Here is a 22,392-nt window from a genome sequence, read left to right as displayed (position 1 = left end):
TCCTTTGCTGATTACGATGGGAGCATTTTCTTTCCACGGCATTGATTTCGCGATAGCATGGGAATCACATGATTGATGACTGAAAATCAGGAATGCTGACCCTCGATGAAAAGATAGTGAACGGCCTGCGCGTGCTGCTGGCTATCGTTGATGCCGGCAGCTTCGCCCGCGCCGCCGATATGCTGGACATGACGCCCTCCGGCGTAAGCCGCGCAGTTGCCCGGCTCGAGCAGCGGCTCGGCGCGCGCCTGTTCGAGCGCACCACGCGCAATGTGTCCCTGAGCGATGAAGGCAGGCGCTTCCACGAGCAGGTGCTGCCGCTGCTGGAGCAGCTGGAAGAGGCCACCAGTGCGGCCGCGCTGGGCCGCAGCACGGTGCGCGGCAGGCTGCGCGTGAATATCGATCCTTTCTTTTCACGGCTGATGCTCGGACCGCGCCTTGGCGCATTCCTGCGCGCACACCCGGAGCTGCAGCTGGAGATGGTCAACCGCGACCAGCTGGGCGACCTGGTGGGCGAGGGATTCGATCTCGCAGTGCGCTTCGGCTTTCCGCGCTCCTCCAGCCTGGTGGCGCGAAAGCTGCTGGAAAGCCGTATCGTTACCGTCGCCGCGCCGGCTTACCTTAAACAGTACGGCAGGCCGGCATCGCCGCAGGAGCTGGCGGAGGGCAGGCATGTGTGCATCCTGTTCCGCGATCCGCAGTCTGGCCGCCCCTTCAGCTGGGAATTCCACAAGGGTCGCCGCAAGCTGGAGCTGGATCCGCCGGGACAGCTGGTGCTGAACGATGCGGGCACCCTGCACAGCGTATGCCTGGCGGGGCACGGCATCGCGCAGATGATGATCCTGGGAGCGGAGAAACTGCTGGAAGATGGCAAGCTGGTTGACCTGTTCCCGGACTGGCCGGACGAACGCTTTCCCCTGTATGCGCTGTACCCCTCGCGCCAGTATATTCCCGCAAAGACGGCGGCCTTCCTCGACTTCGTGAGTTCGCTCAGCGGGTAAGCAGCAGGGACACGCAATACAGCAGCAGGCCCACCATCCCGCCCACCAGGGTGCCGTTGATGCGGATGAACTGCAGGTCGCTGCCCAGGTACAGTTCCACCTTCTGCGAAATGGTCTGCGCGTCCCATTTATCGATCACGCGCTGCACCACGGCCACAATCAGGCCGCGCCGTTCCACCACCGCGTCCGTGGTGAAGCCGCGCAGCCAGCCGTTCAGGCGCTCGCGCGCCGCCGCGTCCTCCTGCAGCGTGCGCGCGAATGCAGCCAGCGCGCGCTGCACATGCGCGGTGATGCGCAATGCGGGATCGGCGGCTTCCGCATGCAGGCGCTCGCGGATGTCTTCCCACACATCGCGTACGTAATCGCGGAACACCGGATGCGCCAGGCCGGCAGCGAGCCAGCCGCGCAGCTTCTCTTCATATTCCGGGGAGTGCGCCAGCTGTTCGATCAGTTCATCCAGCGCCTGCTGGAAGCGGGCTCGCCATTCGCTGTCCTCGTCGCCCAGGTCGTCCAGGATGCTTTGCAGGCCGTTCATCAGGCGTTCGAAGAACTTGTCGTCGATGGCGCGCGGCATCCAGCGCGGGCTGTGCTCATGGACTTTCTGGCGCAGGTAGTCGCGGTTCTCGTCCAGCGTGCGGGCGACGATGCCGAGCACACGCTGCAGCATGCGCACATGCTGGCGGCCCGCCACCAGCACGGACAGGATGTTGGCGGCCATCGGCGCCAGCTGCACCTCGCGCAGCGCGGACGCCATGGCCTTGCGCACGAACTCGCCCGCATCGCGGTCCTCCACCATGCGCAGCAGCAGGGGCACCGTTCCCGCCAGTTTTTCGGCCACGGCGCGGCTGTTCTGCTCCTGCGCCAGCCAGCGCGCTGCGGCGCCGGCGAAATCCACCTGCGCCAGTTCGCTGCGCAGCACTTCATGCGTGATGAAATTATGTTCGAGGAAGTCCGCGATATTGGCGCCGATGCGGTCCTTGTTGCGCGGGATGATGGCCGTGTGCGGAATCGGCAGGCCGAGCGGATGGCGGAACAGGGCCGTCACCGCAAACCAGTCGGCCAGCGCGCCGACCATCGCGGCTTCCGCGAACGCCGCCACGAAGGCGAGCCAGGGGTAGTGCTGCTCCTGCGAGCGGGCAGCGAGAAACAGCATTGTCATCAACACCAGCAGGCCTGTCGCCAGCTGCCGGTTCCGGCGCAAGCGCCGGGCGGGATCTCGATCGGGCATGGTGATCAACGATGGCTTCGATAAGGTATTGTCGCCCCGCCATGCCCAGCCGTCTGCTCCTCAGTTCACATAAGGCCTACCACTTATTGGCGCTGGAAAATACATCGCCCCCCACATAGCTGAGATAGACTTTTTCCTGGCTGACGGAGATGAGGATACGGTGCGCCATCAGGAAATCAAGGCCCAGGATCATGTCATAGGCGCTATCGCGGTCGCGCATGCGGGAGCTCACCACCAGTTCCGGCTGGCGGATAACTTCGCTGTCGATGGCGAATTCCACGAAATCGCCTTTCCATAGCTTGACGTCTTCCGGCTGGAAAGCGTCGAAGTACTTCGCGGTTTCCTTGGCCTTGTGCGGATCAAACCCTGCCAGCCGGGCGAAATGCAGCAGTACCGTCGATCGTGCGGCTCCCGTATCGAGCAAGGCACGGCCCTTCACGCCATTGATCGTCACATCGATCAGCGGACGGGCGTCGCGGTCCTTCCTCAGCAGGGGCACGACGATGGCATCCGGATCCCAATACGACAAGCCGCGGTCGGCGCAGTCTGCCGCCCGGAAGAATTTGACCTGTCCCTTGCTCAGGAACAGCTCCACATCTGTCTGCAGCAGGAAGTCGGCGCCGAGCACGGCGGCAAATGCGGTGTGGGAGGCCGGCTGAACGACAGGGAAGCGCTGGTTCTCGCTGCGCAGCGGACCGATGGAAACGTCGCGCAGCAGCGCTTCGTACACCAGCTGCCGGCCCTTGGTATTGCGCACGCTATCCCTTGTTTCTTCGAGAGGCACGCCCTGTTTTTCCATTTCAGGCCGCATCACGAAGGTCCGGAAGGTTCCGGTACTCAGGCCCATGCTGACGGGTTTGCCATTAATTTCGCCAGCGACTTCCAGCGAAACCCTGTTCTTCATCTTGGAAACCGGGAGATTCAGCAGTTCAGTAAATTTGCAGCTGTTCTGTGCCAGTGCCAGCGTCGGGAGTCCGAGCGCGGCGGCAAGCATGATGGAGCGAAACAGTTTCATGATGGATAGAGTATTGGTGAGAACGCAATTATGCGCCCCAGATGCCCTCCAGAAGCTCTCAAATTCTCACTGCGCATGAGAGGCTTGTGTCTTTGGCCTAGCCAGTTTAGGATTTGGCCTGACCAAACTCCCACTTCAGCCCATGAAACTCGCACGCGTTGCCATCTTCTGCCTGCTCGCCGCGTTGGCTGCTTCTTCCCATGCACAGGCGCCGCGCGCCGCATGGAACGCGGACGCGGGCGACGGCAGCTACCGCAACCCCATCCTGCATGCCGACTATTCCGACCCGGACGTGATCCGCGTCGGCGACACCTATTACATGACGGCCTCCAGCTTCAACAGCGTGCCCGGCCTGCCGCTGCTGAGCTCGAAGGACATGGTGAACTGGTCCCTCGTCGGCCACGCCCTGCCGCGCCTGGTGCCGGATGCCCCTTTCTCCCAGCCGCGCTATGGCGAAGGCGTGTGGGCGCCCTGCCTGCGCTACCACGACGGCAAGTTCTGGATCTTTTATCCTGATCCGGATTTCGGCGTTTACGTGATGACGGCGGAGAACTTCGCCGGTCCATGGACGGCACCGCACCTGCTGCTGCCCGGCAAAGGCATCATCGATCCCACGCCGCTGTGGGACGATGACGGCAAGGCCTGGCTGCTGCATGCCTGGGCCAGGAGCCGCGCCGGCTTCAACAATGTGCTCACGCTGCGCGCCATGGCGCCGGACGGCAGCCGCCTGCTCGATGAACAAGGCAAAATCGTCATCGACGGCAACCAGCTCAAAGGCTATCGCACCCTGGAAGGCCCCAAGCTCTACAAGCAAAACGGCTGGTACTACGTCTTCGCGCCGGCGGGCGGCGTGGAAGAGGGCTGGCAGAGCGTGTTCCGCTCGCGCAGCATCGAAGGCCCCTACGAGGTGCGCATCGTGCTTGAACAGGGGGCAACGCCGGTCAACGGCCCGCATCAGGGCGCATGGGTGAGGGCGCAGGACGGCAGCGACTGGTTCTTCCACTTCCAGGACCGGCAGGCCTACGGCCGCATCGTCCACCTCCAGCCCATGCAGTGGCAGGACGACTGGCCGCTGATGGGGCAGGCTGGCAACCCGGTGCCGCAATGGCGCAAGCCCATCAGCGGCCAGCCCGTGACCGCGCCTGCCGCCGGCGATGAATTCGAGGGGAACAGGCTGGGCCTGCAATGGCAATGGAATGCCAATCCCCGGCCCGGGCAGTATTCGCTGTCGGCCCGTCCCGGCTGGCTGCGCCTGCATACCCAGGCCGCGCCGGACGACGCCGTGCGCCGCGCCGCCAGCATCCTCACACAAAAGCTGCCGGCCCCGGCATTCACGGTGGATACCCGTATCGAACTGAAATCGGCAGCCGAAGGCGACCGTGCCGGCCTCATCATGAACGCCCTCGGCGCCGCCTGGCTCGGCCTGCGCCAGCACGCCGGACGCAGCCAGCTGGTGCTGGCCCGCTGCACAGTCCAGTCCGTGTCCACAAAGGTGCCTGACCCCAAGGTGGACACGGGCTCTGCCGCGCTGTCGTGCAAGGAGGAAGTGACGACGGTGCTGGAGGAGGCGCCATCGGCCATCTTCCTGCGCATGCGGGTGGAGGCGGGCCAGGCCAGCTTCTTCTACAGCACGGACGACAGGCGCTACAGCCCGGCCGGTGCGGCGTTCGCCCTCACCCGCGGGCGCTGGGTGGGGGCGCAGATGGGCCTGTTCAGCGTCGGCAGCAAGGCGGGCAGCGGCTACGCGGACATCGATTACTTCCGCGTCGCGCCCTGAGCCGGCCGCCGGCCGTTGTGCGGCCAGGCTTGCGCAGGTATGCTGCCCGTATGAAAACGGAAACCCCAACCCTGTCCACCTTGCACGCCGAGCTGGCCGCGCTGCGCGCGCTGCCATGCCGGCTGGTGCATGAACGGGTGCTCATGGATGAGAACGGCATCCGGCGCCGTGATGGAGCGGTTGAGAGCGACCCCGGCATGGTGCGCGTCGGCCTGTGTTCGAAAGCGGTGCGGGACCAGCAGCTGTCCTGCGCCCACACCCGCGCGCGCAACGTGCTGGACAAGGCCATCGTGGCGTCCGCGACGCACGGCCTGGTGTCGGCGCAGGAGGCGGCCCAGCTGCGCGCCGAGCTGAAACGCATCGACCTTGCCATTCATATGACCGACTGGGAGAAGAACCAGGCCGAGGTACGCTACGCCCTGCTGGCCGAACAGGGCAGGCAGGACGGCCTGCCGGGCGAACAGCAGCACGTGGACGAGCTTGTTGCCCGGCATGGACAGCTGAGCGCCGAGCTGGGCCGCATCCACGGCCTGCTGCTCGAACGATGCAAGGCCGTGCATAATCCGGCCTAATGCGGTTAGAATAGCCGCACTTTCATCCCAAGCCGTCCATGTTACGTCGCCTGTTGCCACTGCTGATTGCGTTCTCGCTGCTGATGTCCCAGTTGGCGACGCAGTCGCACGTGTATTCGCACTGGGTTCGGATCAAGGACGTTCCGGCAGCCACCCAGTCGCTTGTCTCGGCCGCCAGCGACGCGCCGGTGCTCAGCGATGTGCTGTGCGAACTGTGCCTGGTCGGTTCGCAGCTGGCCTCTGCCATCAATGGCGGCATGCACCGGCTGCAGGTGGTGGCCGCCCCGGCCTTCTACCTCGGCTTTGAAGCCTATCAGCGCCTCGACCGCCTCACCACGGTCGTCTTCCGTTCGCGCGCCCCTCCCGCACTCTGAAAAAAACACGCAGCCAATCCAGCCGGCGCTCGCGTAGCGCTGGCTGCCGCATGTATTTTTTCAAGAGTCAGAGGTTTATATGATCATCAAGCGCTCCCTGCTTGCTACTGCAGTGCTGTCCACCTTCTCCACGCTGTCCCTGGCACAGGCCACGGATGCTGTCATGCCCAAGGTCGTTGTTACCGCCAACCCCTTCCGCAGCGCGGAGGCGGACCAGATCCTCACCCCGGCCAAGGTGCTGTCCGGCGACGAGCTGCGCGACAAGGTCGGCAGCTCGCTGGGCGAGACCCTGTCCGAGGAACTGGGTGTATCCGCTTCCGCTTTCGGCGCCGGCGCCTCGCGCCCCATCATCCGCGGCCTGGAAGGCTCGCGCGTGAAGATGCTGGAGAACGGCATGGCCGTGTCCGACGTGTCCGGCCTGTCCAACGACCATGCCGTGTCGGCCGAAGGCGCGGTGGCGCGCCAGATCGAAATCCTGCGCGGCCCGGCTGCGCTGCTGTATGGTTCCGGCGCCATCGGCGGCCTGGTGAACGTGGTCAACGAACGCATTCCTACCGCGCTGGAAAAGGAAGTCACCGGCCAGGTCGAAACCCGCTACAGCACGGTGGACAGCGGCAAGAACGCCTCCGGCACCATCGACGGTTCCGTCGGCCGGTTCGGCTGGCATGCGGACGGCAATATCCGCAACACGGACGACTACAAGATTCCCGGCAGCCGCGTGCTGGACGATCCCGAATCCGGCACCGGCCGCCTGTCGCATTCGGCCACCAAGGAACGCAATGTGGGCATCGGCGGCTCCTATATCGCGGACTGGGGCTTTGCCGGCCTCTCCGCTTCGCACCTGAGCAATCTGTACGGCATTCCGAGCGAAGAAGGCTCGCGCATCGACCAGAAGCAGACGCGCTACGACTTCGACAGCCTGGTGCGCAATCCCTTCGACGGCATCGAGTCTTTCAAGTTCAAGGCGGGCTACACCAGCTACGAGCACGCGGAACTGAATGAGGAAAACGATCCGGCAGTCATCTTCAAGAACCGCTCGCTCGAAACCCGCGCGGAAATGACGCACAAGCCGCTTGCCGGCATGCGCGGCTCCTTCGGCATCCAGACCGAGAACACCCACTTCTCCGGCCTGAGCCCGGACGGTGTGGCCGAGACCGTGCCGGTCACGCACTCCAAATCGGCGGCGGCCTTCCTGGTGGAAGAAAAGACCATCGGCCCCGTGGTGCTGAGCGCGGGTGTGCGTGTGGAATCGGTGGAGCGCACCCCGGAAGGCAGCCTGCGCCGCTCCTTCAACCTGAAGTCCGGCTCGGTGGGCGGGCAGTGGATGTTCACCCCCGGCTATGCCGCGGGCCTGACCCTGTCCTATGCCGAGCGTGCGCCGGCCACGGAAGAGCTGTATTCGAACGGCCCGCACGACGCCACCGTGACCTTCGACGTGGGCAATCCCAACTTCAGGAAAGAAGCTTCGCGCAATGCCGAGCTGAGCGTACAGAAAACCCGCGGCCTGGTGCGCTGGAAGGCGAACATCTTCGAGAACAAGGTGCGCGACTTCATCTTCGGCCACATCACCGGCAACCTGCTGGATGACGAAGGCAATCCGGGCGACGAACTGCGCGAACGCATCTACCAGCAAGCCAACGCCACCATCCACGGTGCGGAAGGCGAAATCACGTATAACGCGCAGGGGGCGGGCTGGTCCGGCCGCCTGTTCGCCGATGGCTCGCAAGGCAAGCTGGACGCGGGCGGCAGCCTGCCCCTGCAGCCCGCCAAGCGAGTGGGCGCCAGCATCGGCTACCGAGAGGGAGCGTGGCGCGGCGGCCTGTCGCTGGTGCACGCGGACGGCCAGGACCGCCTGGCGTCCTTCGAAACCACCACCACGCCTTCCTACAATCAGGTGAACGCCAACCTCTCCTATACCCAGATGATCGGCAAGCAGGAGCTGACCTGGTTCCTGCTGGCGAAGAACCTCACGAACGAAGACATCCGCCTCTCGACCTCGGTGCTGAAAGATATCTCGCCGCTGCCGGGCCGTAACTTCGTGATCGGCGTGCGCTCGCACTTCTGAGTGCACCAATCGCCTTTTACTAACTGGCTATCCGCCGCTGACGTACAAAAAACACTTGCGTTGTACGTCAGTGGCGTATATTCTATGCACTATGGAACGCCAATGGCGTATAGTCAAAGTGACAATGAGCGAATATAGGGATGAAAAAGATAGCGCATAAGGAGCCGCGCCGAGTTAGTTAGGAGAATCCATGGTCCTGATCGAGACACCGACCTTCAAGAGTTGTATCGAAAAAATAGCAACTGAAGAAGAATTCAGACAGTTACAAAACGAAATTTTAAAAAACCCGAATGCAGGGAAGGTTATTAGAGGTGGAGGTGGTGTTCGTAAGATCCGCTTTGCCGTTGGTAGTCAAGGTAAGAGTGGTGGTGCGCGAGCTATTTATTATTACAAGGCTAGTGCAGATCAGATTTATTTTCTTCTGGCCTATGAGAAGTCCGGTTCAGATGATTTGAGTGACGCGGAATTGAAGATTTTAAGCAATCTGGTTAAGGAGATATAGATTCAAGCAAAAATCCCTGATTACTAGTATCCCAATCGGATCGTTTGATCGGGTTGGGGTTTTTGCACATTTAAAGGAGTTCGTCATGGATGCTAAGTTGTTTCAATTGCTTGCAAAGAGCTTGAAAGAGGCCGCTGCTATTTCGCGAGGCGAAGCAGAGTCTGTTGAAGCGTTTGCGCAAAAGAAAAAAAATAGCTCTGACATAGGTAGGGCTAAGGTTTTGGTCAAAAAACCTAGTACCGTCAGTGGAAATAAGCCAGCCTTATCTGGCCGTTCTGTGGAAAGAACCGAGCCGTATCGTGTGGATGCGAAAGTTGTTCGTGAGCTTACCGGCCTTTCGCAATCTGATTTTGCATTAGTTATGAATGTTAGTGTGAAGACCTTGCAGAATTGGGAGCAGCACAGGCGAGAGCCAACCGGACCGGCTGAAGCGTTACTGAAAATAGTCTCTAAGGAACCCCACGTTGCCATAACTGCCTTGAACAGTTGAATTTTTCACTTGCGTAGGAAGTTTCTCTTCATGACAGAGGCTGCTTGTAGTGCGTCATGCCTTGACTCGCGGTTGCCTGCCGCCTATCATTACTGACTGGCAAGTAAGTTACCCGAATCCCCTTTTTATGCAATCCGAAACCAAGCCCCGCTGGGAGCGGCGCAAGGACGCCCGGCCGCAGGAGCTGCTGGCGGCTGCGCTCGACCTGTTCGTGGACCGCGGCTTTGCCGCCACCCGGCTGGAGGACGTGGCGCGCAAGGCCGGCGTCTCCAAGGGCACGCTGTACCTGTATTTCGAGAACAAGCAGGAGCTGTTCAAGGCCGTGGTGCGCGAGAACATCGTGCAGATCATCGGCGATGCCGAAGTCGAGTTCGCCGCGGCGACCGAAGTCAGCAGCGCCGAGCTGCTGCGTACCCTGCTGAGCCGCTGGTGGACCGAATTCGGCGCCACCCGGGCCGCCGGGCTGGACAAGCTGATCATGGCCGAATCCGGTAACTTCCCCGAACTGGCGCAGTTCTATAACGAGGAAGTGGTGTCTCGGGCCCAGAACCTGATCACTGTGGTGCTGGAGCGCGGCATCGAACGGGGCGAGTTCATCCCGCACCATGCGCCCACCATGACCATGGTGCTGTGCGCGCCAGTGCTGATGCTCACCATGTGGACCCACAGCTTCTTCCCCTGCGATACCCACGAAATCGACCCGGATGTGTTCATGGACACCTTCCTGGCCATGGTCCAGCGCGGCCTGAAGGCGCCCGCCTAGCCCCTTTTTACGTCGTTCAGCCCCTCTAAACTGCAGACTGTCGCAATTTTCCTCGATCCCCGGTCATTATCGTTAATATGCCGTCCTGACCAGTTCAACGATAAAATGACGGATTCCTAATCCTTCACTGAGTCTTAAAAGATGAATATCGAACAAGCCCGTTTCAACATGATCGAACAGCAGATCCGTCCCTGGGACGTGCTGGACAAGGATATCCTCGATCTGTTGCTGGTCGTGAAACGTGAGAATTTTGTGCCTGCCGCGTACAAGAATCTGGCCTTCGTGGATACGGAAATCCCGCTGGCCGGTGGCGAATCGATGCTGACGCCGAAAATCGAGGCGCGCATCGTGCAGGACGCGCAGGTGAAGAAGCATGAGAACGTGCTGCTGGTGGGCGCGGGTACCGGCTACCTGGCCGCGCTGCTGGCGCACCGGGCCCGCCACGTGACCGCCGTGGAAATCTCGCCGGAGCTGAAGGCGGCGGCGGAAGCGAACCTGGCGGCCAATGGCGTGAGCAACGTGACCGTGGAACTGGGCAATGGCGCCCAGGGCTGGACCAGCGGCGCGCCCTTTGACGCCATCGTGTTTGCCGGCAGCCTGCCCGTGCTGCCGGAGGGCGTGCTGCAGCAGGTGAAGACCGGCGGCCGCATCCTGGCCATCATCGGCGAATCGCCAGTGATGTCCGCGCACCTGATTACCCGCACCGGCGATAACGGCTACGACACCAAGAAGCTGTTTGAAACCGATGTGAAGCCGCTGAGCGCCGCGGTAACGCCCTCGCACTTCACGTTCTGAGGCGAGACGATGCAGCATCTGAGCGCACCGGAACTGGCCGCATGGCTGACGGATGAAGGCCGCAGCAAGCCTTTCCTGCTGGACGTACGCGAGCCGTGGGAGTTCGACACCTGCCGCATTCCGGGCGCCCAGCTGATGCCGATGCAGACCATTCCGGCCCGCATCGACGACCTGGATGAAGATGCGGAGATTGTCTGCATCTGCCATCACGGCGCGCGCAGCCTGCAGGTGGCGGCCTTTCTGGAGCGGCATGGCTTCGCAAAGGTGAGCAACCTGACCGGCGGCGTGCATGCCTGGGCAACGCAGGTGGATGACACCATGCCGCGCTACTAGGCGGAACAAGTTTCAAGCAGCAAGAACAACAAGATCCTGAAAACTTTTTGACGACTCCAACGGAGATAGCAATGCAGAGACCCCTCATCGCCGTGCTGATTGCCAGCGCACTGTTCACGCTCAACGCACAGGCGGCCGACCTGCTCCAGGTGTACCAGCAAGCGCAGGCCAACGACGCCACCTTCGCCAGCGCGCGCAATTCGCTGACCGCCGGCCAGGAGCGCATCACCCAGGGCCGTTCTCTGCTGCTGCCGACCGTCACGCTGACCGGCCAGAACCTGCGCAACTACGGCGACCGCACGCCGGGCAATATCGGCGCGATCGATGTGGTGGATGGCCAGCTGGTGGAGATCACCAAGGTGAACCAGGATAACCACAACAACAGCTACACGCTGCAGCTCACGCAGCCGCTGTTCCGCTGGGCGAACTACCAGCAGTACGAGCAGAGCAAGCTGTCCCAGGCCCAGGCCGAAGCCCAGTTCGCGGCGGCCCAGCAGGACCTGATCCTGCGCGTGGCCCAGGCCTACTTCGACGTGCTGACCGCGCAGGACAACCTGACCGCCACGCAGGCGCAGAAGTCGGCCACCACCGAGCAGCTGGCATCGGCCAAGCGTAACTTCGAAGTGGGCACCCAGACCATCACCGACACGCACGAAGCGCAGGCAGCGTATGACCTGGTGGTGGCGCAGGAATTTGCGGCGATCAACGACCTGGAAGTGAAGCGCAATGCGCTGCGCCAGATCATCGGCCAGGCGCCGGGCGACCTGGCAGGCCTGCGTACGGGCGTGACCATCGCGCCGCCCGAACCGGCCGCCATCGACCCATGGATCTCGGCAGCCGAAGGCCAGAACTACAGCGTTACGGTGCAGGAACTGGCGGTGGAAATCGCCAAGCGCCAGATTTCGCTGCAGCGTGCCGGCCATATGCCGACGCTGGACCTGGTGGCGCAGAAGCAGCGCAACTCCTTCAACAACATCCAGGGCACCACCAAGAACAACGCCATCGGCGTGCAGTGGAGCGTGCCGATCTTCAACGGCTTTGCCGTCACCAGCCGTGTGCGCGAAGCCATCGCACTGGAAGAGAAGGCGCGTAACGACCTGGAAGCGAGCAAGCGTGCCGCCGCCCAGAACGCCCGCACTGCCTTCCTCGGCGTGAATACCGGCCTGTCGCAGGTAAAGGCGCTGGAAGCGGCGGAAGTGTCGAGCAAGTCGGCGCTGGATTCCAACAAGCTGGGTTATCAGGTTGGCGTGCGTATCAACATCGACGTGCTGAACGCGCAGCGCCAGCTGTATGCAACCCAGAAGGACCTGTCGAAAGCGCGCTACGACACCATCATGAACGGCCTGCGCCTGAAGGCCGCTGCCGGCACGCTGAAGGAAACGGACCTGCAGCCGGTCAACGCCCTGTTGGTGAACTAAGCAGCAGCGGATTCGTATCGCAGTAAAAAGCCGGCTTGAAGCCGGCTTTTTTACGTCCTGTCCGTCCCGTGCGCGGCATGCCAGGCCGCCAGCGCAGGTCCGGCGCTGTGCAGGTCCAGCACCTGCAGCCAGGGCGGCGTATGGCGCCGCAAGGCGGGATTGCTGCCGCCGGCCCACAGCGCTACGCGTGGCGGCAAACCGGCGCGCAGTGCTTCGATCCCCTTCCGCACCTGGTAAGCGCTGCAGACGCTGGAGAAGGACAGCGCCACGATATCGGCCCGCTGCGCCGCGGCCGCCGCCAGGATATCCGGCACAGGGGTCTGCACCCCCAGCGAGATGCAGCGCGCGCCATGCAGGGTGAACAGGGCCTGCGCCATCAGCAGGCCCAGGCCGTGCTTCTCGTCGGGCAGGGTCGTCAGCAGGATGCGCGGCCCGGATGGCTCGCCCTGCGCCTGCGGCAGCCCGTAGATTGCGCTGCGCAGCGTCTGCTGCAGTCCCTCGCTCAGCAGGTGCTCCTCGAACACGCCGAGCTTGCCCGTGCTCCAGGCTTCGCCAATCAACGTGCTGAGCGGTGAAGCCAACTCCATCACAAAGCGTTCCAGGCCGAGCTTGTAGAGGGATTGCCGCAGCTTGTCATGGAACTGGGCCGCGTCCTCGGTGCGGAAGTGCTGGAGGTAGGCCTGCAGGTCGGGCTGCACGGGCGGCGGCGGCAGGCGCGGATCGCAATGGGCTTCCAGCCGGGCCAGCTCTTCGGCGCTGCAGCGCATCAGTTTGCCCGGCCGGTATCCGCGGTCGATCAGGCGTTTTACCACCCTCAGCTTGGCCAGCTGCTCGGGCGGATACACGCGCTCCCCGAGCGCATCGCGCTCGGGCGCCGGAAAGGCATAGCGCTGTTCCCACTTGCGCAGGGTTTCCTTGGCGACGCCGGTGTCGCGCTCCACATCGCTGATCGTAATGACGGGCTGACTGCACATTCTTTTGTATAGGCCTTTAATGCGAACTGGGAAACGCTGCTCACGACCATTCTACGCAGTTAAACTGTTGACGGCAAACGTATTGTTGACTTTTTCTCCGCTTTGTCTCAGCATAGACAAAAATTTGATTTGTCCAAGACAAAACGGAGACTGTCATGAAAATTGCTGTGGTGGGCGCCGGAATCTCCGGGCTCGGCTGTGCCTGGCGCCTGGCGCGGGCAGGGCTGGACGTGACCTTGTTCGAGGCCGACACCAGGTTCGGCGGCCATAGTAATACGGTGGAAGTCAGCCTGGAGGGGCAGAGCGCCGGGGTTGATACTGGCTTCCTGGTGTTCAACCACCGCACCTATCCACGCCTGTGCAGCCTGTTCGAGGAACTGGGCGTGGATGTGGCGGACAGCGATATGAGCTTCTCGGTGCAGATGCCGCGCGCCGGCCGCAAGCTGGAATGGTCCGGCAGCAGCGTGGATACCGTCTTCGCCCAGCGCCGCAACCTGTTCGACCGCCGGTTCATCGGCATGCTGGCCGACATCGCCCGTTTCAACCGGCTCGCTACGGCAGCAGTGCAGCATGAAGCAGGCCCGCTCTCGCTGGGCGATTTTCTCGACCTGCACGGATTCGGCGCGCCGTTCCGCGACTGGTACCTGCTGCCGATGGCGGCCTGCATCTGGTCCTGCCCCACGGCGCAGATGCTGGCCTTCCCGCTGTCGACTTTCGCGCGCTTCTGCCACAACCACGGGCTGCTGCAGGTGACGGACCGGCCGCAATGGCGCACCGTGCGCGGCGGCTCGCGGCACTACGTGCAGCGCATGCTGGCGCAGATTCCGCAGCGGATGGCCGGCGCCCCCGTGCTGTCGGTACGGCGGATGCCCATGGGCGGGCCGCATCCGGTGCGGGTGCGCACCGCCGCGGCGGAGCAGTTTTTCGATGAGGTGGTGCTGGCCTGCCATAGCGACCAGGCGCTGGCGCTGCTGGGCGATGCCGACGTTATGCAGCGGCGCGTGCTGGAATCCGTCGGCTATCAGCAGAACCGCGCCGTGCTGCATACGGATGCCTCCTGCCTGCCCCGCAAGCGCAAAGCCTGGGCCGCCTGGAACTACGAAGGCGCCGGCCCCGGCGATCCGCGGGTCTGCGTGCACTACCTGCTGAACCGCTTGCAGCCGCTGCCGTTCCGCAAGCCGGTGCTGCTGTCGCTGAACCCCTTGCGCGAACCGGAAAGCGGGACGGTGCTGGCGCAGTTCGACTATGCGCATCCGGTGTTCGACCAGCGCGCGGTGGATGCCCAGCGCTGGCTGCCGCAGGCGCAGGGCAGGGGACATGTGTGGCTGGCCGGCGCCTGGACGGGCTACGGTTTCCACGAAGACGGACTGCGTTCCGGCCTCGAAGTGGCGGATGCGCTGATTGCGAAAGCGCAGGTGCGGCATGCCGCCTGACCGCGTGGAACTGTGCCGGGGCGAGGTGCGCCATGCGCGGCGGCGCCCGGTGCGGCATGCCTTCCGCTATCCGGCCTTCTTCATCCGCGTGCCGCTGCGCGGCGGCGCGCCGGCGGCGGTCCTGCGCTGGTTTTCCTATAACCGGCCGAATGTGCTGTCCCTGCTGGACCGCGACCACGGCGACGGCAAGACTGCGCTGCTGCCGTGGATCGACGCCTTGCTGCACGGGCAGGGCATCCACGACGCGGACGGCCAGGTATGGCTGCAGACGATGCCGCGCCTGTTCGGCTTCGTATTCAATCCGGTTTCCTTCTGGTTCTGCCACCGCGCGGATGGCACGCTGCGCGCCGTGCTGTGCGAGGTGAACAACACCTTCGGCGAGCGCCACTGCTACCTCCTTGAAGACGGCGCGGCCGAGGCGGAAAAGGTGTTCCATGTCTCGCCTTTCTGCCGCGTGGAAGGGCGCTACCGTTTCCGCTTCGCGCAGCGCGCGGGGCGGCACCTGGCCGCCATCGACTACCACGACCGCGACGGCATCCTGCTGCGCACCAGCCTGACCGGTATTGCGCAGCCGATGACGGACGGCGCCATCCTGCGGCTGGCCGCCGCGGCCCCGCTGGCGACCTTGGCGGTCGTGTTCCGCATTCATGTGCAGGCGCTGCGGCTCTGGCTGCGGCGCGTGCCTTTCTTCAGCAAACCCGCCACTCACATTCCACAGGTGACCCGATGAGCGCCCACACCCTGCCCCCTTGCCCGATCAGCGGCCGCGCCGCGCCGCGTCCGCCGTGGACCGCGCGTCCGGTACTACGGCTGCTCGGCCGCCTGCGCCACGGTACGCTGCACCTGCGCATGCCGGACGGCGCCACGCTGGTCTTCGGCGACGGCAGCGCACCGGCCACGCTGGTGCTGCATCGCTGGTCGGTGTTCGGTGCGCTGCTGCGCCGTGGCGATATCGGTTTTGCGGAAGGCTATATCGCGGGCGACTGGGAGACCGACGATCTTGCGCACCTGCTGCATACGCTGGCGCGCAACCGCAGCGTGCTGGGCGGCGCGCTGCATGGCAGCCGCTGGGGCACCTGGCTGTACCGCCTGCGCCACCTGCTGCGCCGCAATTCCCGTGCAGGCAGCCGGCGTAACATCCATGCGCATTACGATATCGGCAATGACTTCTACAAGCTGTGGCTCGATGCGTCGATGACCTATTCCAGCGCCCTGTTCAAGGGCGCGGCCAGCCTGGAAGAGGCGCAGTGGGCCAAGTACGACCGCGTGCTGGACGAGCTGGCGCTGCAGCCCGGCCAGCATGTGCTGGAAATCGGCTGCGGCTGGGGCGGACTGGCTGAGCGCGCGGCGCGGCGCGGCCTCCGTGTGGACGGCCTCACCCTGTCGGTCGAACAGCTGGACTACGCCGCGGCGCGCATGGCGCGCACCGGGCTCTCGGGCCGCACGCAGCTGCGCCTGCAGGACTACCGCGACTGGCATGGCGAGGTCGATGGCGTAGCCTCGATCGAGATGTTCGAGGCGGTGGGCGAAGACTACTGGCCGGCTTACTTCGCGGCGGTGGCGCGTGCGCTGAAACCCGGCGCCCGCGCCTGCATCCAGACCATCACCATCGCCGACGAGGAGTTCGAACGCTACCGGCGCAGCACGGACTTCATCCAGCAGTACATATTCCCCGGCGGGATGCTGCCGTCGCCGTCGACCTTCCGCGAGCAGGCGGAGCGCGCCGGATTGCGCGTGGCGAACGCCTTCCACTTCGGCCATGACTATGCGCGCACCTTGCAGCTGTGGCGGGAACGCTTCGAAGCCTGCCTGCCGCAAGTGCGTGGGCAAGGCTTCGACCAGCGCTTCGAGCGTATCTGGCGCTTCTACCTGGCCTATTGTGAAGCCGCCTTCCTGAGCGGCAGCACGGACGTGGTGCAGTTCACGCTGGTGAAGGACGCCTGAGATGCGCCGCCGCGGCTTTCTCCTGCTGATGCTGGCCGTGGCCTGCGGCGCGCATGCTGCGGTGCCCGCCGCCGTGCCCCCATACATCGCGCAAGAGCTGCCGGACGCGCGCGAGAGCGGGCGCGGCGTGTTCAGGTGGTTCGGCCTCTCCGTGTATGAGGCGGTGCTGTGGACCGGCCCGGCAGGCTACCAGCCGGGCCAGCCCTTCGTGCTCGAGCTGCGCTACGCCATGCGCCTGAAAGGCGGGAAAATCGCCGAGGCCAGCGCCGAACAGATGGAACACATCGGTGCCGGCAATGCGCAGCAGCGCGCCGCGTGGCTGCGCGACATGCGCGCCCTGTTTCCCGACGTGGCGGCGGGCCAGCACCTGAGCGGCAGCTTCGTTCCCGGCATGGGCGCGCGTTTCCATTCGGACGGCAGGCTGATTGGCGTGGTGCGCGATGCGGAGTTTGCGGAGGCCTTCTTCGGCATCTGGCTGTCGCCCGCCACCAGCGCGCCGGAGCTGCGCCGCCAGCTGCTGGGAAATGCGCGCGGACCAGCACGATGAGCGCGCACACGATGCGGCTCGGCAGCTACGCCGCCTTCGGCCTGCCGCTGGCAATGGTGGCATTGCCCGTGTACCTGCTGGTGCCGGCGGCCTATGCGGCGCGCACCGGCCTCTCGCTGGCCGATATCGGCCTGGCGCTGCTGGCCGCGCGCCTCCTCGCGGCCTTTGCCGATCCCTGGTTCGGCCGCCAGCTGGCGCGCCGCGCCGTGCGCCCCCCGGCGCGGTTCGCCGCTGCGCATGCGCCCTATGCCGCTGCGATTCTGCTGGCGCTGCCGCCGCTGCTGGCGGGTTTCGGCCTGCTGCTGGCGCCGGCCGGAAGGGTGCATCCCGGCCTGTGGCTGTTCGGCTGCCTGCTGGCGGTGAATCTCGGTCACGGGCTGGCCAGTGTCGCTTACCAGAGCTGGGGCGCCGCGCTCGGCGGCGATGCCGGGCTGCGGACGAAAGTCACGGCGAGCCGCGAAGCTTGCGGCCTGGCGGGCGTCCTGCTGGCTTGCCTGTTCACCGACCCCGCCGACATTGGGGCACTCTTCCTCACCTTCGCCGTGCTGGCTTGCGCCGCGGCGGCCCTGCTGCTGGCGCGCTCGCCGCGGCCCGCCGTTCCCACGCTGCTGGCCGGGCACGCGGCGCCGCCCATGAGCACCCGCGCGCAGCTGCGGCATGTGTTGCGGCGGCGCGGCGTGCGCCAGCTGCTGGCGGGCTTCACCCTGAATGGCCTGGCAGCGGGCGTGGCATCCTCGCTCTTTCTTTTTTACGTGCGGGATCACCTGCGGCAGCCCGCCAGCGCCGGTCCCTTGCTGCTGCTTTACTTCCTGAGCGCCGCCATTGCCGCGCCCTTGTGGGCGCGCCTGGCGGCGCGCCATGGCGAGCTGCGCTTGTGGTCCATCGCCTTGCTGGCCGGCGGGGCGGTATTCGCCGGCGCGGCGCTGCTGCCGGCGGGCGGCCAGGCGCTGCCGCTGTTCGCGCTGGTCTGCTGCCTGTGCGGCATCGCGCTGGGCGCCGACCTCACGCTGCCCTCGGCCGCCCTGGCAGCGCAGATCGCGCAGGCGGGCGACAGCGGACAGGAAGGCAGCTACTTCGGCATCTGGCACCTTGCCGCGCAGCTGACCCTTGCCGTGGCTTCCGGCCTGGTGCTGCCGCTGCTGGCATGGACGGGCTATGTGCCCGGCGCCGGCGGCCCAAGCCTCGCCCTGGCGCTGTGCTACGCCGGCATTCCGGCGGCGCTGCGCATCCTGGCGGCCGCCGTCCTGGCGGGCGCCCGAACCGATATTGAAAGGAGAACGCCATGAACATCCTGCGCCGGTGCGCCGTCACCGCTGCTGCCGCGCTGCTGCTGGCCTCTTGCGGCGGCGTACAGGTGGCCGATTATGCCAACCAGTCGCCGCAGCTCGACATCGAACGCTACTTCAACGGTCCGCTGGAAGTGCACGGCATGTTCCAGAAGCGCGGCGGCGAAGTGGCGAAGCGCTTCACGGTGGACATGCACGGCAGCTGGCGCGGCGGCACCGGCACGCTGGACGAGACTTTCCGCTATTCCGACGGCACGCAGCAGCGCCGCACCTGGACCCTGCGCCGCGTGGCGCCCGGACGCTATGAAGGCACCGCGCATGATGTGGTCGGCAAGGCCGACGTCGAAGTCGCGGGCAATGCGATGCGCCTGCGCTATGTGCTGGCATTGCCGGTCAATGGCAAAACCTACGACATCCGCTTCGACGACTGGCTCTACCTCATCGACGACAAGGTCATGCTGAACCGCGCTTCGATGAGCAAATTCGGATTCGAAGTGGGCACGCTGACCGTGGCTTTCCGCAAGCTCGGAGCCGCCGATGCCCCTTAACCGCCCGTTCGGTTCCTGGCAGGGACGCTACGTCTGGATCATCGGCGCCTCCAGCGGTATCGGCGCCGCGCTCGCGCGTGAGCTGATCGCATCGGGCGCGCATGTCGCCGTCTCGGCGCGCCGCCCTGACGCGCTGCGGCAAGTGGCGGGCGGCAGCCCGGATGCGCTGGTGCTGCCGCTGGACGTCACCGAGCCGGCCAGCGTGCTCGCAGCGCATGGCGTGCTGCGCCAGCATTGGCCGTGGCTGCATATGGTGGTGCTGGTGGCCGGCAGCTACCAGCCGATGCGCGCCGACCAGTTGGACATTCGCGCCGCCGAAGAACTCATCGACCTCAACCTGCGCAGCGTGTACCGTTGCCTCGACGTAGTACTGCCCGGAATGCTGCGGCAGGGCAGCGGCGGTATCGCCATCGTGTCTTCGGTGGCGGGCTACAGCGGGCTGCCACGCGCCCTGGTTTACGGCCCGACCAAGGCGGCGCTGATCAACCTGTGCGAATCGCTCTACTGCGACCTGCACCAGAAAGGGCTCGACGTCTACATGATCAACCCGGGCTTCGTCGCCACGCCGCTGACCGCGCGCAACGACTTCCCGATGCCCGCGCTGATGCAGCCCGAGGCTGCCGCCCAGCGTATTGCCCGCGGCATGGAGAAGGGCCGCTTCCACATCCACTTCCCAAGGCGGTTCACGAACCTGCTGCGCTTTGCGCGCCTGTTGCCATACGGGCTGTACTTCCGCCTCATCAGAAAGGTTACCGGATTATGAACACCACCGACCCCGCGCTGCTGCGCGTAGTGAACGCCTACGAATCGCTGACGCCGGCCAGCCTGCCCGGCCTGCTGCAGCTCTATGCGCCTGAAGCGCGCTTCAAGGATCCGTTCAACGACGTGCGCGGCCGCCAGCGCATCGGCGAGGTGTTCACGCACATGTTCGAGCAGCTGGAAGCTCCGCGCTTCATGGTGCTGACGGCGATACGGCAGCAGGATGAAGCGGTGCTGGTGTGGCGCATGGCCTTCATGCTGCCGCGTTATATGAAGGGCGGGCAGTTCATCTGCGGCGCCAGCCACCTGCGCTTCGACAGCGCGGACCTGGTGGCGGACCACCGCGACTATTGGGATGCCGCCGAGGAGCTGTATGAAAAGCTGCCCGTCATCGGCGGCATGGTGCGCGCCTTGAAGCGCACCATTGCGGGATGATCAGCGCAGGCCGCCGCCTTCGGAATTGAAGGCGCGTTCGATCAGCTCCACCTTGTAGCCGTCCGGATCGGTGATGAAGGCGATCACCGTGGTGCCGCCTTTCACCGGGCCCGGTTCGCGCGTCACATTGCCGCCGTTGGCTTTCACGCGTTCGCAGGCTTCCACGATATTGTCGGCCGAGATGGCGATGTGGCCGTAGGCGGTGCCGAGCTCGTAGCTGTCCACGCCGTAGTTATAGGTCAGCTCCAGCTCCGCATGGTCCGGATTGTTGCCGTAGCCGACGAAGGCCAGCGTGTATTTGTACTCGGGGTTGTCCGAGGTGCGCAGCAGCTTCATGCCGAGCACCTTGGTGTAGAAGTCGATCGAGCGCTGCAGGTTACCGACCCGCAGCATGGTGTGCAGAATGCGCATGGCGTATCTCTCGCGATGGTGAAAAGCGCGATTGTATGCGACTTACTGCCGGTTTGCCGGGGTCACGCGCCAGACCACGTTCGCCACGTCGTCCGCCACCAGCAGCGCGCCGTCCTTCGCCACCGCCACGCCCACCGGACGGCCCTTCGCTTTCTCATCCTTGTTGAGGAAGCCGGTCAGGATATCCTGCGGCGGACCGGAAGGCTTGCCGTTCGCGAAAGGCACGAACACCACCTTGTAGCCGCTGTGCGGCTTGCGGTTCCAGGAGCCGTGCTGGCCGATGAAGGCGCCACCCTGGTAGGCCGCGGGGAACAGCTTGCCGTCGTAGAAGGCCAGGCCCAGCGAGGCCGTGTGGCCGCCCAGCGCATAGTCCGGCACGATGGCTTTCGCCACCAGGTCCGGCCGCGGCGGTTTCACGCGCTCATCCACGTGCTGGCCGAAGTAGCTGTAGGGCCAGCCGTAGAAGCCGCCGTCCTTCACCGAGGTGAGGTAGTCCGGCACCAGGTCGTTGCCCAGCTCATCGCGTTCGTTCACCACGGTCCACAGGGTTTTGGTCTGCGGTTCCCAGGCCATGCCGTTCGGGTTGCGCAGGCCCGTGGCGAACAGGCGCGACTTGCCGCTGGCGCGTTCCAGCTCCCAGATCGCGGCGCGGCCTTCCTCCTTGTCCATGCCGTTCTCGGCCACGTTGCTGTTCGAGCCCACCGTCATGTAGAGGAACTTGCCGTCCGGGCTGGCGGTGATGTTCTTGGTCCAGTGGTGGTTCAGCGGACCGGCGGGCAGGTCCATCACCTTGACGCCGGGCGCGGTGATAGCGGTCTGGCCTTCCTGGTAGGGGAAGCGCATGACCGAGTCGGTGTTGGCGATATAGAGGTCGCGGTCCACCAGCACCATGCCGAAAGGCGAGTTCAGGTTCTTCAGGAACACGGTCTTCGTCTTCGCCACGCCGTTCGCATCGAAATCGCGCAGCAGCGTGATGCGGTTGGCCGACGGCGTCACGGCGCCGGCTTTCTTCTGCATGTGCTTCATGATGGCGCCCTTGACGCCCTTGCTGTCTTCCGGCTTGGGCGGCGCATTGGTTTCCGCCACCAGCACATCGCCGTTCGGCAGCACATAGAGCCAGCGCGGATGGTCAAGGCCGCGCGCCGCGGCCTGCACCACGAAGCCGGCAGCCGCCACCGGTTTTTCCTCGCCCTTGAACACATCGGTGGACGCCACGTTCACCGTGGGAATGAGTTTCTTGTTCGGCTCCGGCAGCACGGGGTTGGGGCCGAAGCCGACCGCATATTGCGAAGTGGCGGTCTGGGCCAGCACGGCGCCGCTGGCGCATAGCAGGGCGAGCACGGTGATGCGTTTCATGGCACTCCTCAGTCGCGTTTGGTGTTGGGCAGGGGATTGGCTTCCGCCCCGTTGCCGGGCGGCGCCTTCTGGATGCCGCGTGTTTCGCGCAGGTCGGTATCGACCATGCCCGATTCGATATCCTCCGCCGCCTGGCGGATCACGCTGCGCGGTTTCTGGTGCTGCACGCCTTCCGGCGACTCGTCGCGCTCATGCGGCAGGCGCTTGCCGCCGGTTTTGCCAACCGGCACATCGGTATTGACCTGGCGGTCCTTGGTATTGGTAGCCATGATGCGGTCCTCCAAAAACTTATCTGAAACACATCATAGCCAAGCATGCCGTTCGCAGTCGCCCGCTTGAAGTGTTGGTTTGCCGCCAAGGGCATAG

General features: G+C 64.7%; 25 protein-coding genes. 19 read left to right on the top strand and 6 right to left on the bottom strand.

What is annotated here, in order from left to right; translation table 11 throughout:
* Window positions 1-95: 95 nt before the first annotated feature.
* On the top strand, window positions 96-1,001 hold the full coding sequence (locus tag ACJRPG_RS17710; protein WP_408001596.1) for a LysR family transcriptional regulator: 906 nt from the start codon (window positions 96-98) through the stop codon (window positions 999-1,001).
* Here the strand turns inward: ACJRPG_RS17710 and ACJRPG_RS17705 are convergent.
* The gene (locus tag ACJRPG_RS17705; protein WP_408001422.1) at window positions 991-2,160 is read right to left on the bottom strand and encodes a DUF445 domain-containing protein; all 1,170 of its coding nucleotides are present in this window, start codon (window positions 2,158-2,160) and stop codon (window positions 991-993) included. The genes ACJRPG_RS17710 and ACJRPG_RS17705 overlap by 11 nt on opposite strands.
* Window positions 2,161-2,305: 145 nt before the next feature.
* A complete protein-coding gene (locus ACJRPG_RS17700; RefSeq protein ID WP_408001421.1) occupies window positions 2,306-3,244 on the bottom strand; it encodes a retroviral-like aspartic protease family protein in 939 nt (312 codons plus the stop codon).
* 142 nt (window positions 3,245-3,386) lie between these two features.
* Between ACJRPG_RS17700 and ACJRPG_RS17695 the strand changes: the two genes are divergently transcribed.
* The 10 genes from ACJRPG_RS17695 (at window position 3,387) to ACJRPG_RS17650 (ending at window position 12,333) form a co-directional block, all read left to right on the top strand.
* Window positions 3,387-5,021, top strand: coding sequence for a glycoside hydrolase family 43 protein (locus ACJRPG_RS17695; protein ID WP_408001420.1), 1,635 nt, complete (start codon window positions 3,387-3,389; stop codon window positions 5,019-5,021).
* A gap of 50 nt (window positions 5,022-5,071) precedes the next feature.
* Complete coding sequence (locus ACJRPG_RS17690; RefSeq protein WP_408001419.1) at window positions 5,072-5,593, top strand: hypothetical protein; 522 nt, start codon at window positions 5,072-5,074, stop codon at window positions 5,591-5,593.
* 38 nt (window positions 5,594-5,631) lie between these two features.
* Entirely contained in the window at window positions 5,632-5,967 is a 336-nt protein-coding gene (locus ACJRPG_RS17685) for a hypothetical protein (RefSeq protein ID WP_408001418.1), read from the top strand.
* Between the two features lie 79 nt (window positions 5,968-6,046).
* The gene (locus ACJRPG_RS17680) at window positions 6,047-8,032 is read left to right on the top strand and encodes a TonB-dependent receptor (RefSeq protein WP_408001417.1); all 1,986 of its coding nucleotides are present in this window, start codon (window positions 6,047-6,049) and stop codon (window positions 8,030-8,032) included.
* 190 nt (window positions 8,033-8,222) lie between these two features.
* Window positions 8,223-8,534, top strand: coding sequence for a type II toxin-antitoxin system RelE/ParE family toxin (locus ACJRPG_RS17675; RefSeq protein ID WP_408001416.1), 312 nt, complete (start codon window positions 8,223-8,225; stop codon window positions 8,532-8,534).
* A gap of 85 nt (window positions 8,535-8,619) precedes the next feature.
* Window positions 8,620-9,024, top strand: coding sequence for a helix-turn-helix domain-containing protein (locus ACJRPG_RS17670; protein ID WP_408001415.1), 405 nt, complete (start codon window positions 8,620-8,622; stop codon window positions 9,022-9,024).
* 127 nt (window positions 9,025-9,151) lie between these two features.
* A complete protein-coding gene (locus tag ACJRPG_RS17665; protein WP_408001414.1) occupies window positions 9,152-9,787 on the top strand; it encodes a TetR/AcrR family transcriptional regulator in 636 nt (211 codons plus the stop codon).
* A gap of 141 nt (window positions 9,788-9,928) precedes the next feature.
* A complete protein-coding gene (locus ACJRPG_RS17660) occupies window positions 9,929-10,582 on the top strand; it encodes a protein-L-isoaspartate O-methyltransferase family protein (RefSeq protein WP_408001413.1) in 654 nt (217 codons plus the stop codon).
* A gap of 9 nt (window positions 10,583-10,591) precedes the next feature.
* On the top strand, window positions 10,592-10,915 hold the full coding sequence (locus ACJRPG_RS17655) for a rhodanese-like domain-containing protein (RefSeq protein ID WP_408001412.1): 324 nt from the start codon (window positions 10,592-10,594) through the stop codon (window positions 10,913-10,915).
* A 71-nt stretch (window positions 10,916-10,986) separates the two neighbouring features.
* Window positions 10,987-12,333: a TolC family outer membrane protein gene (locus ACJRPG_RS17650; RefSeq protein WP_408001411.1), complete on the top strand. Its 1,347-nt coding sequence runs from the start codon at window positions 10,987-10,989 to the stop codon at window positions 12,331-12,333.
* Between the two features lie 50 nt (window positions 12,334-12,383).
* Here ACJRPG_RS17650 and ACJRPG_RS17645 read toward each other — a convergent pair whose 3' ends face one another.
* The gene (locus ACJRPG_RS17645) at window positions 12,384-13,307 is read right to left on the bottom strand and encodes a MerR family transcriptional regulator (protein ID WP_408001410.1); all 924 of its coding nucleotides are present in this window, start codon (window positions 13,305-13,307) and stop codon (window positions 12,384-12,386) included.
* Window positions 13,308-13,462: 155 nt separating this feature from the next.
* Between ACJRPG_RS17645 and ACJRPG_RS17640 the strand changes: the two genes are divergently transcribed.
* Genes ACJRPG_RS17640 through ACJRPG_RS17605 form a run of 8 tightly spaced genes read left to right on the top strand, consistent with a single transcriptional unit; the run spans window position 13,463 to window position 20,259 of the window.
* The gene (locus tag ACJRPG_RS17640) at window positions 13,463-14,740 is read left to right on the top strand and encodes an NAD(P)/FAD-dependent oxidoreductase (RefSeq protein ID WP_408001409.1); all 1,278 of its coding nucleotides are present in this window, start codon (window positions 13,463-13,465) and stop codon (window positions 14,738-14,740) included.
* Window positions 14,730-15,470: a DUF1365 domain-containing protein gene (locus ACJRPG_RS17635; RefSeq protein WP_408001408.1), complete on the top strand. Its 741-nt coding sequence runs from the start codon at window positions 14,730-14,732 to the stop codon at window positions 15,468-15,470. Before ACJRPG_RS17640 ends, ACJRPG_RS17635 begins: the two co-directional genes overlap by 11 nt.
* Complete coding sequence (locus ACJRPG_RS17630; RefSeq protein WP_408001407.1) at window positions 15,467-16,684, top strand: class I SAM-dependent methyltransferase; 1,218 nt, start codon at window positions 15,467-15,469, stop codon at window positions 16,682-16,684. Before ACJRPG_RS17635 ends, ACJRPG_RS17630 begins: the two co-directional genes overlap by 4 nt.
* Before the next feature lies 1 nt (window position 16,685).
* Window positions 16,686-17,231, top strand: coding sequence for a chalcone isomerase family protein (locus ACJRPG_RS17625; protein ID WP_408001406.1), 546 nt, complete (start codon window positions 16,686-16,688; stop codon window positions 17,229-17,231).
* Window positions 17,228-18,517 carry an MFS transporter gene (locus tag ACJRPG_RS17620; RefSeq protein ID WP_408001405.1) on the top strand — a complete coding sequence of 430 codons (1,290 nt, stop codon included), beginning with the start codon at window positions 17,228-17,230 and terminating at the stop codon, window positions 18,515-18,517. The genes ACJRPG_RS17625 and ACJRPG_RS17620 overlap by 4 nt, the downstream gene beginning before the upstream one ends.
* Window positions 18,514-19,065, top strand: coding sequence for a DUF3833 domain-containing protein (locus ACJRPG_RS17615; RefSeq protein ID WP_408001404.1), 552 nt, complete (start codon window positions 18,514-18,516; stop codon window positions 19,063-19,065). Before ACJRPG_RS17620 ends, ACJRPG_RS17615 begins: the two co-directional genes overlap by 4 nt.
* On the top strand, window positions 19,055-19,828 hold the full coding sequence (locus ACJRPG_RS17610; protein ID WP_408001403.1) for an SDR family NAD(P)-dependent oxidoreductase: 774 nt from the start codon (window positions 19,055-19,057) through the stop codon (window positions 19,826-19,828). Before ACJRPG_RS17615 ends, ACJRPG_RS17610 begins: the two co-directional genes overlap by 11 nt.
* The gene (locus ACJRPG_RS17605; RefSeq protein ID WP_408001402.1) at window positions 19,825-20,259 is read left to right on the top strand and encodes a nuclear transport factor 2 family protein; all 435 of its coding nucleotides are present in this window, start codon (window positions 19,825-19,827) and stop codon (window positions 20,257-20,259) included. Before ACJRPG_RS17610 ends, ACJRPG_RS17605 begins: the two co-directional genes overlap by 4 nt.
* Here ACJRPG_RS17605 and gloA read toward each other — a convergent pair whose 3' ends face one another.
* The 3 genes from gloA to ACJRPG_RS17590 are packed head-to-tail and all read right to left on the bottom strand — an operon-like array spanning window position 20,260 to window position 22,295.
* Complete coding sequence (gene gloA / locus ACJRPG_RS17600) at window positions 20,260-20,670, bottom strand: lactoylglutathione lyase (RefSeq protein ID WP_408001401.1); 411 nt, start codon at window positions 20,668-20,670, stop codon at window positions 20,260-20,262.
* Between the two features lie 42 nt (window positions 20,671-20,712).
* Window positions 20,713-22,026 (bottom strand): PQQ-dependent sugar dehydrogenase, encoded by a 1,314-nt coding sequence (locus ACJRPG_RS17595; protein WP_408001400.1) that lies wholly within the window; start codon window positions 22,024-22,026, stop codon window positions 20,713-20,715.
* An 8-nt stretch (window positions 22,027-22,034) separates the two neighbouring features.
* Entirely contained in the window at window positions 22,035-22,295 is a 261-nt protein-coding gene (locus ACJRPG_RS17590; protein WP_408001399.1) for a hypothetical protein, read from the bottom strand.
* Window positions 22,296-22,392 lie beyond the last annotated feature (97 nt).

It is taken from the genome of Pseudoduganella rhizocola, assembly GCF_045984285.3.
In the GTDB taxonomy this organism is placed as follows: Bacteria; Pseudomonadota; Gammaproteobacteria; order Burkholderiales; family Burkholderiaceae_D; genus Rugamonas.
Note: the sequence above shows the minus strand (reverse complement) of the source record. Positions and strands in the feature narration are given on the sequence as shown.

What these genes read in the sequence shown, in the direction of transcription:
- ACJRPG_RS17705 (WP_408001422.1), bottom strand. Translation starts at nt 2,160, where the DNA reads ATGACAATGCTGTTTCTCGCTGCCCGCTCGCAGGAGCAGCACTACCCC.
- ACJRPG_RS17700 (WP_408001421.1), bottom strand. Translation starts at nt 3,244, where the DNA reads ATGAAACTGTTTCGCTCCATCATGCTTGCCGCCGCGCTCGGACTCCCG.
- ACJRPG_RS17695 (WP_408001420.1), top strand. Translation starts at nt 3,387, where the DNA reads ATGAAACTCGCACGCGTTGCCATCTTCTGCCTGCTCGCCGCGTTGGCT.
- ACJRPG_RS17690 (WP_408001419.1), top strand. Translation starts at nt 5,072, where the DNA reads ATGAAAACGGAAACCCCAACCCTGTCCACCTTGCACGCCGAGCTGGCC.
- ACJRPG_RS17685 (WP_408001418.1), top strand. Translation starts at nt 5,632, where the DNA reads ATGTTACGTCGCCTGTTGCCACTGCTGATTGCGTTCTCGCTGCTGATG.
- ACJRPG_RS17680 (WP_408001417.1), top strand. Translation starts at nt 6,047, where the DNA reads ATGATCATCAAGCGCTCCCTGCTTGCTACTGCAGTGCTGTCCACCTTC.
- ACJRPG_RS17675 (WP_408001416.1), top strand. Translation starts at nt 8,223, where the DNA reads ATGGTCCTGATCGAGACACCGACCTTCAAGAGTTGTATCGAAAAAATA.
- ACJRPG_RS17670 (WP_408001415.1), top strand. Translation starts at nt 8,620, where the DNA reads ATGGATGCTAAGTTGTTTCAATTGCTTGCAAAGAGCTTGAAAGAGGCC.
- ACJRPG_RS17665 (WP_408001414.1), top strand. Translation starts at nt 9,152, where the DNA reads ATGCAATCCGAAACCAAGCCCCGCTGGGAGCGGCGCAAGGACGCCCGG.
- ACJRPG_RS17660 (WP_408001413.1), top strand. Translation starts at nt 9,929, where the DNA reads ATGAATATCGAACAAGCCCGTTTCAACATGATCGAACAGCAGATCCGT.
- ACJRPG_RS17655 (WP_408001412.1), top strand. Translation starts at nt 10,592, where the DNA reads ATGCAGCATCTGAGCGCACCGGAACTGGCCGCATGGCTGACGGATGAA.
- ACJRPG_RS17650 (WP_408001411.1), top strand. Translation starts at nt 10,987, where the DNA reads ATGCAGAGACCCCTCATCGCCGTGCTGATTGCCAGCGCACTGTTCACG.
- ACJRPG_RS17645 (WP_408001410.1), bottom strand. Translation starts at nt 13,307, where the DNA reads ATGTGCAGTCAGCCCGTCATTACGATCAGCGATGTGGAGCGCGACACC.
- ACJRPG_RS17640 (WP_408001409.1), top strand. Translation starts at nt 13,463, where the DNA reads ATGAAAATTGCTGTGGTGGGCGCCGGAATCTCCGGGCTCGGCTGTGCC.
- ACJRPG_RS17635 (WP_408001408.1), top strand. Translation starts at nt 14,730, where the DNA reads ATGCCGCCTGACCGCGTGGAACTGTGCCGGGGCGAGGTGCGCCATGCG.
- ACJRPG_RS17630 (WP_408001407.1), top strand. Translation starts at nt 15,467, where the DNA reads ATGAGCGCCCACACCCTGCCCCCTTGCCCGATCAGCGGCCGCGCCGCG.
- ACJRPG_RS17625 (WP_408001406.1), top strand. Translation starts at nt 16,686, where the DNA reads ATGCGCCGCCGCGGCTTTCTCCTGCTGATGCTGGCCGTGGCCTGCGGC.
- ACJRPG_RS17620 (WP_408001405.1), top strand. Translation starts at nt 17,228, where the DNA reads ATGAGCGCGCACACGATGCGGCTCGGCAGCTACGCCGCCTTCGGCCTG.
- ACJRPG_RS17615 (WP_408001404.1), top strand. Translation starts at nt 18,514, where the DNA reads ATGAACATCCTGCGCCGGTGCGCCGTCACCGCTGCTGCCGCGCTGCTG.
- ACJRPG_RS17610 (WP_408001403.1), top strand. Translation starts at nt 19,055, where the DNA reads ATGCCCCTTAACCGCCCGTTCGGTTCCTGGCAGGGACGCTACGTCTGG.
- ACJRPG_RS17605 (WP_408001402.1), top strand. Translation starts at nt 19,825, where the DNA reads ATGAACACCACCGACCCCGCGCTGCTGCGCGTAGTGAACGCCTACGAA.
- gloA (WP_408001401.1), bottom strand. Translation starts at nt 20,670, where the DNA reads ATGCGCATTCTGCACACCATGCTGCGGGTCGGTAACCTGCAGCGCTCG.
- ACJRPG_RS17595 (WP_408001400.1), bottom strand. Translation starts at nt 22,026, where the DNA reads ATGAAACGCATCACCGTGCTCGCCCTGCTATGCGCCAGCGGCGCCGTG.
- ACJRPG_RS17590 (WP_408001399.1), bottom strand. Translation starts at nt 22,295, where the DNA reads ATGGCTACCAATACCAAGGACCGCCAGGTCAATACCGATGTGCCGGTT.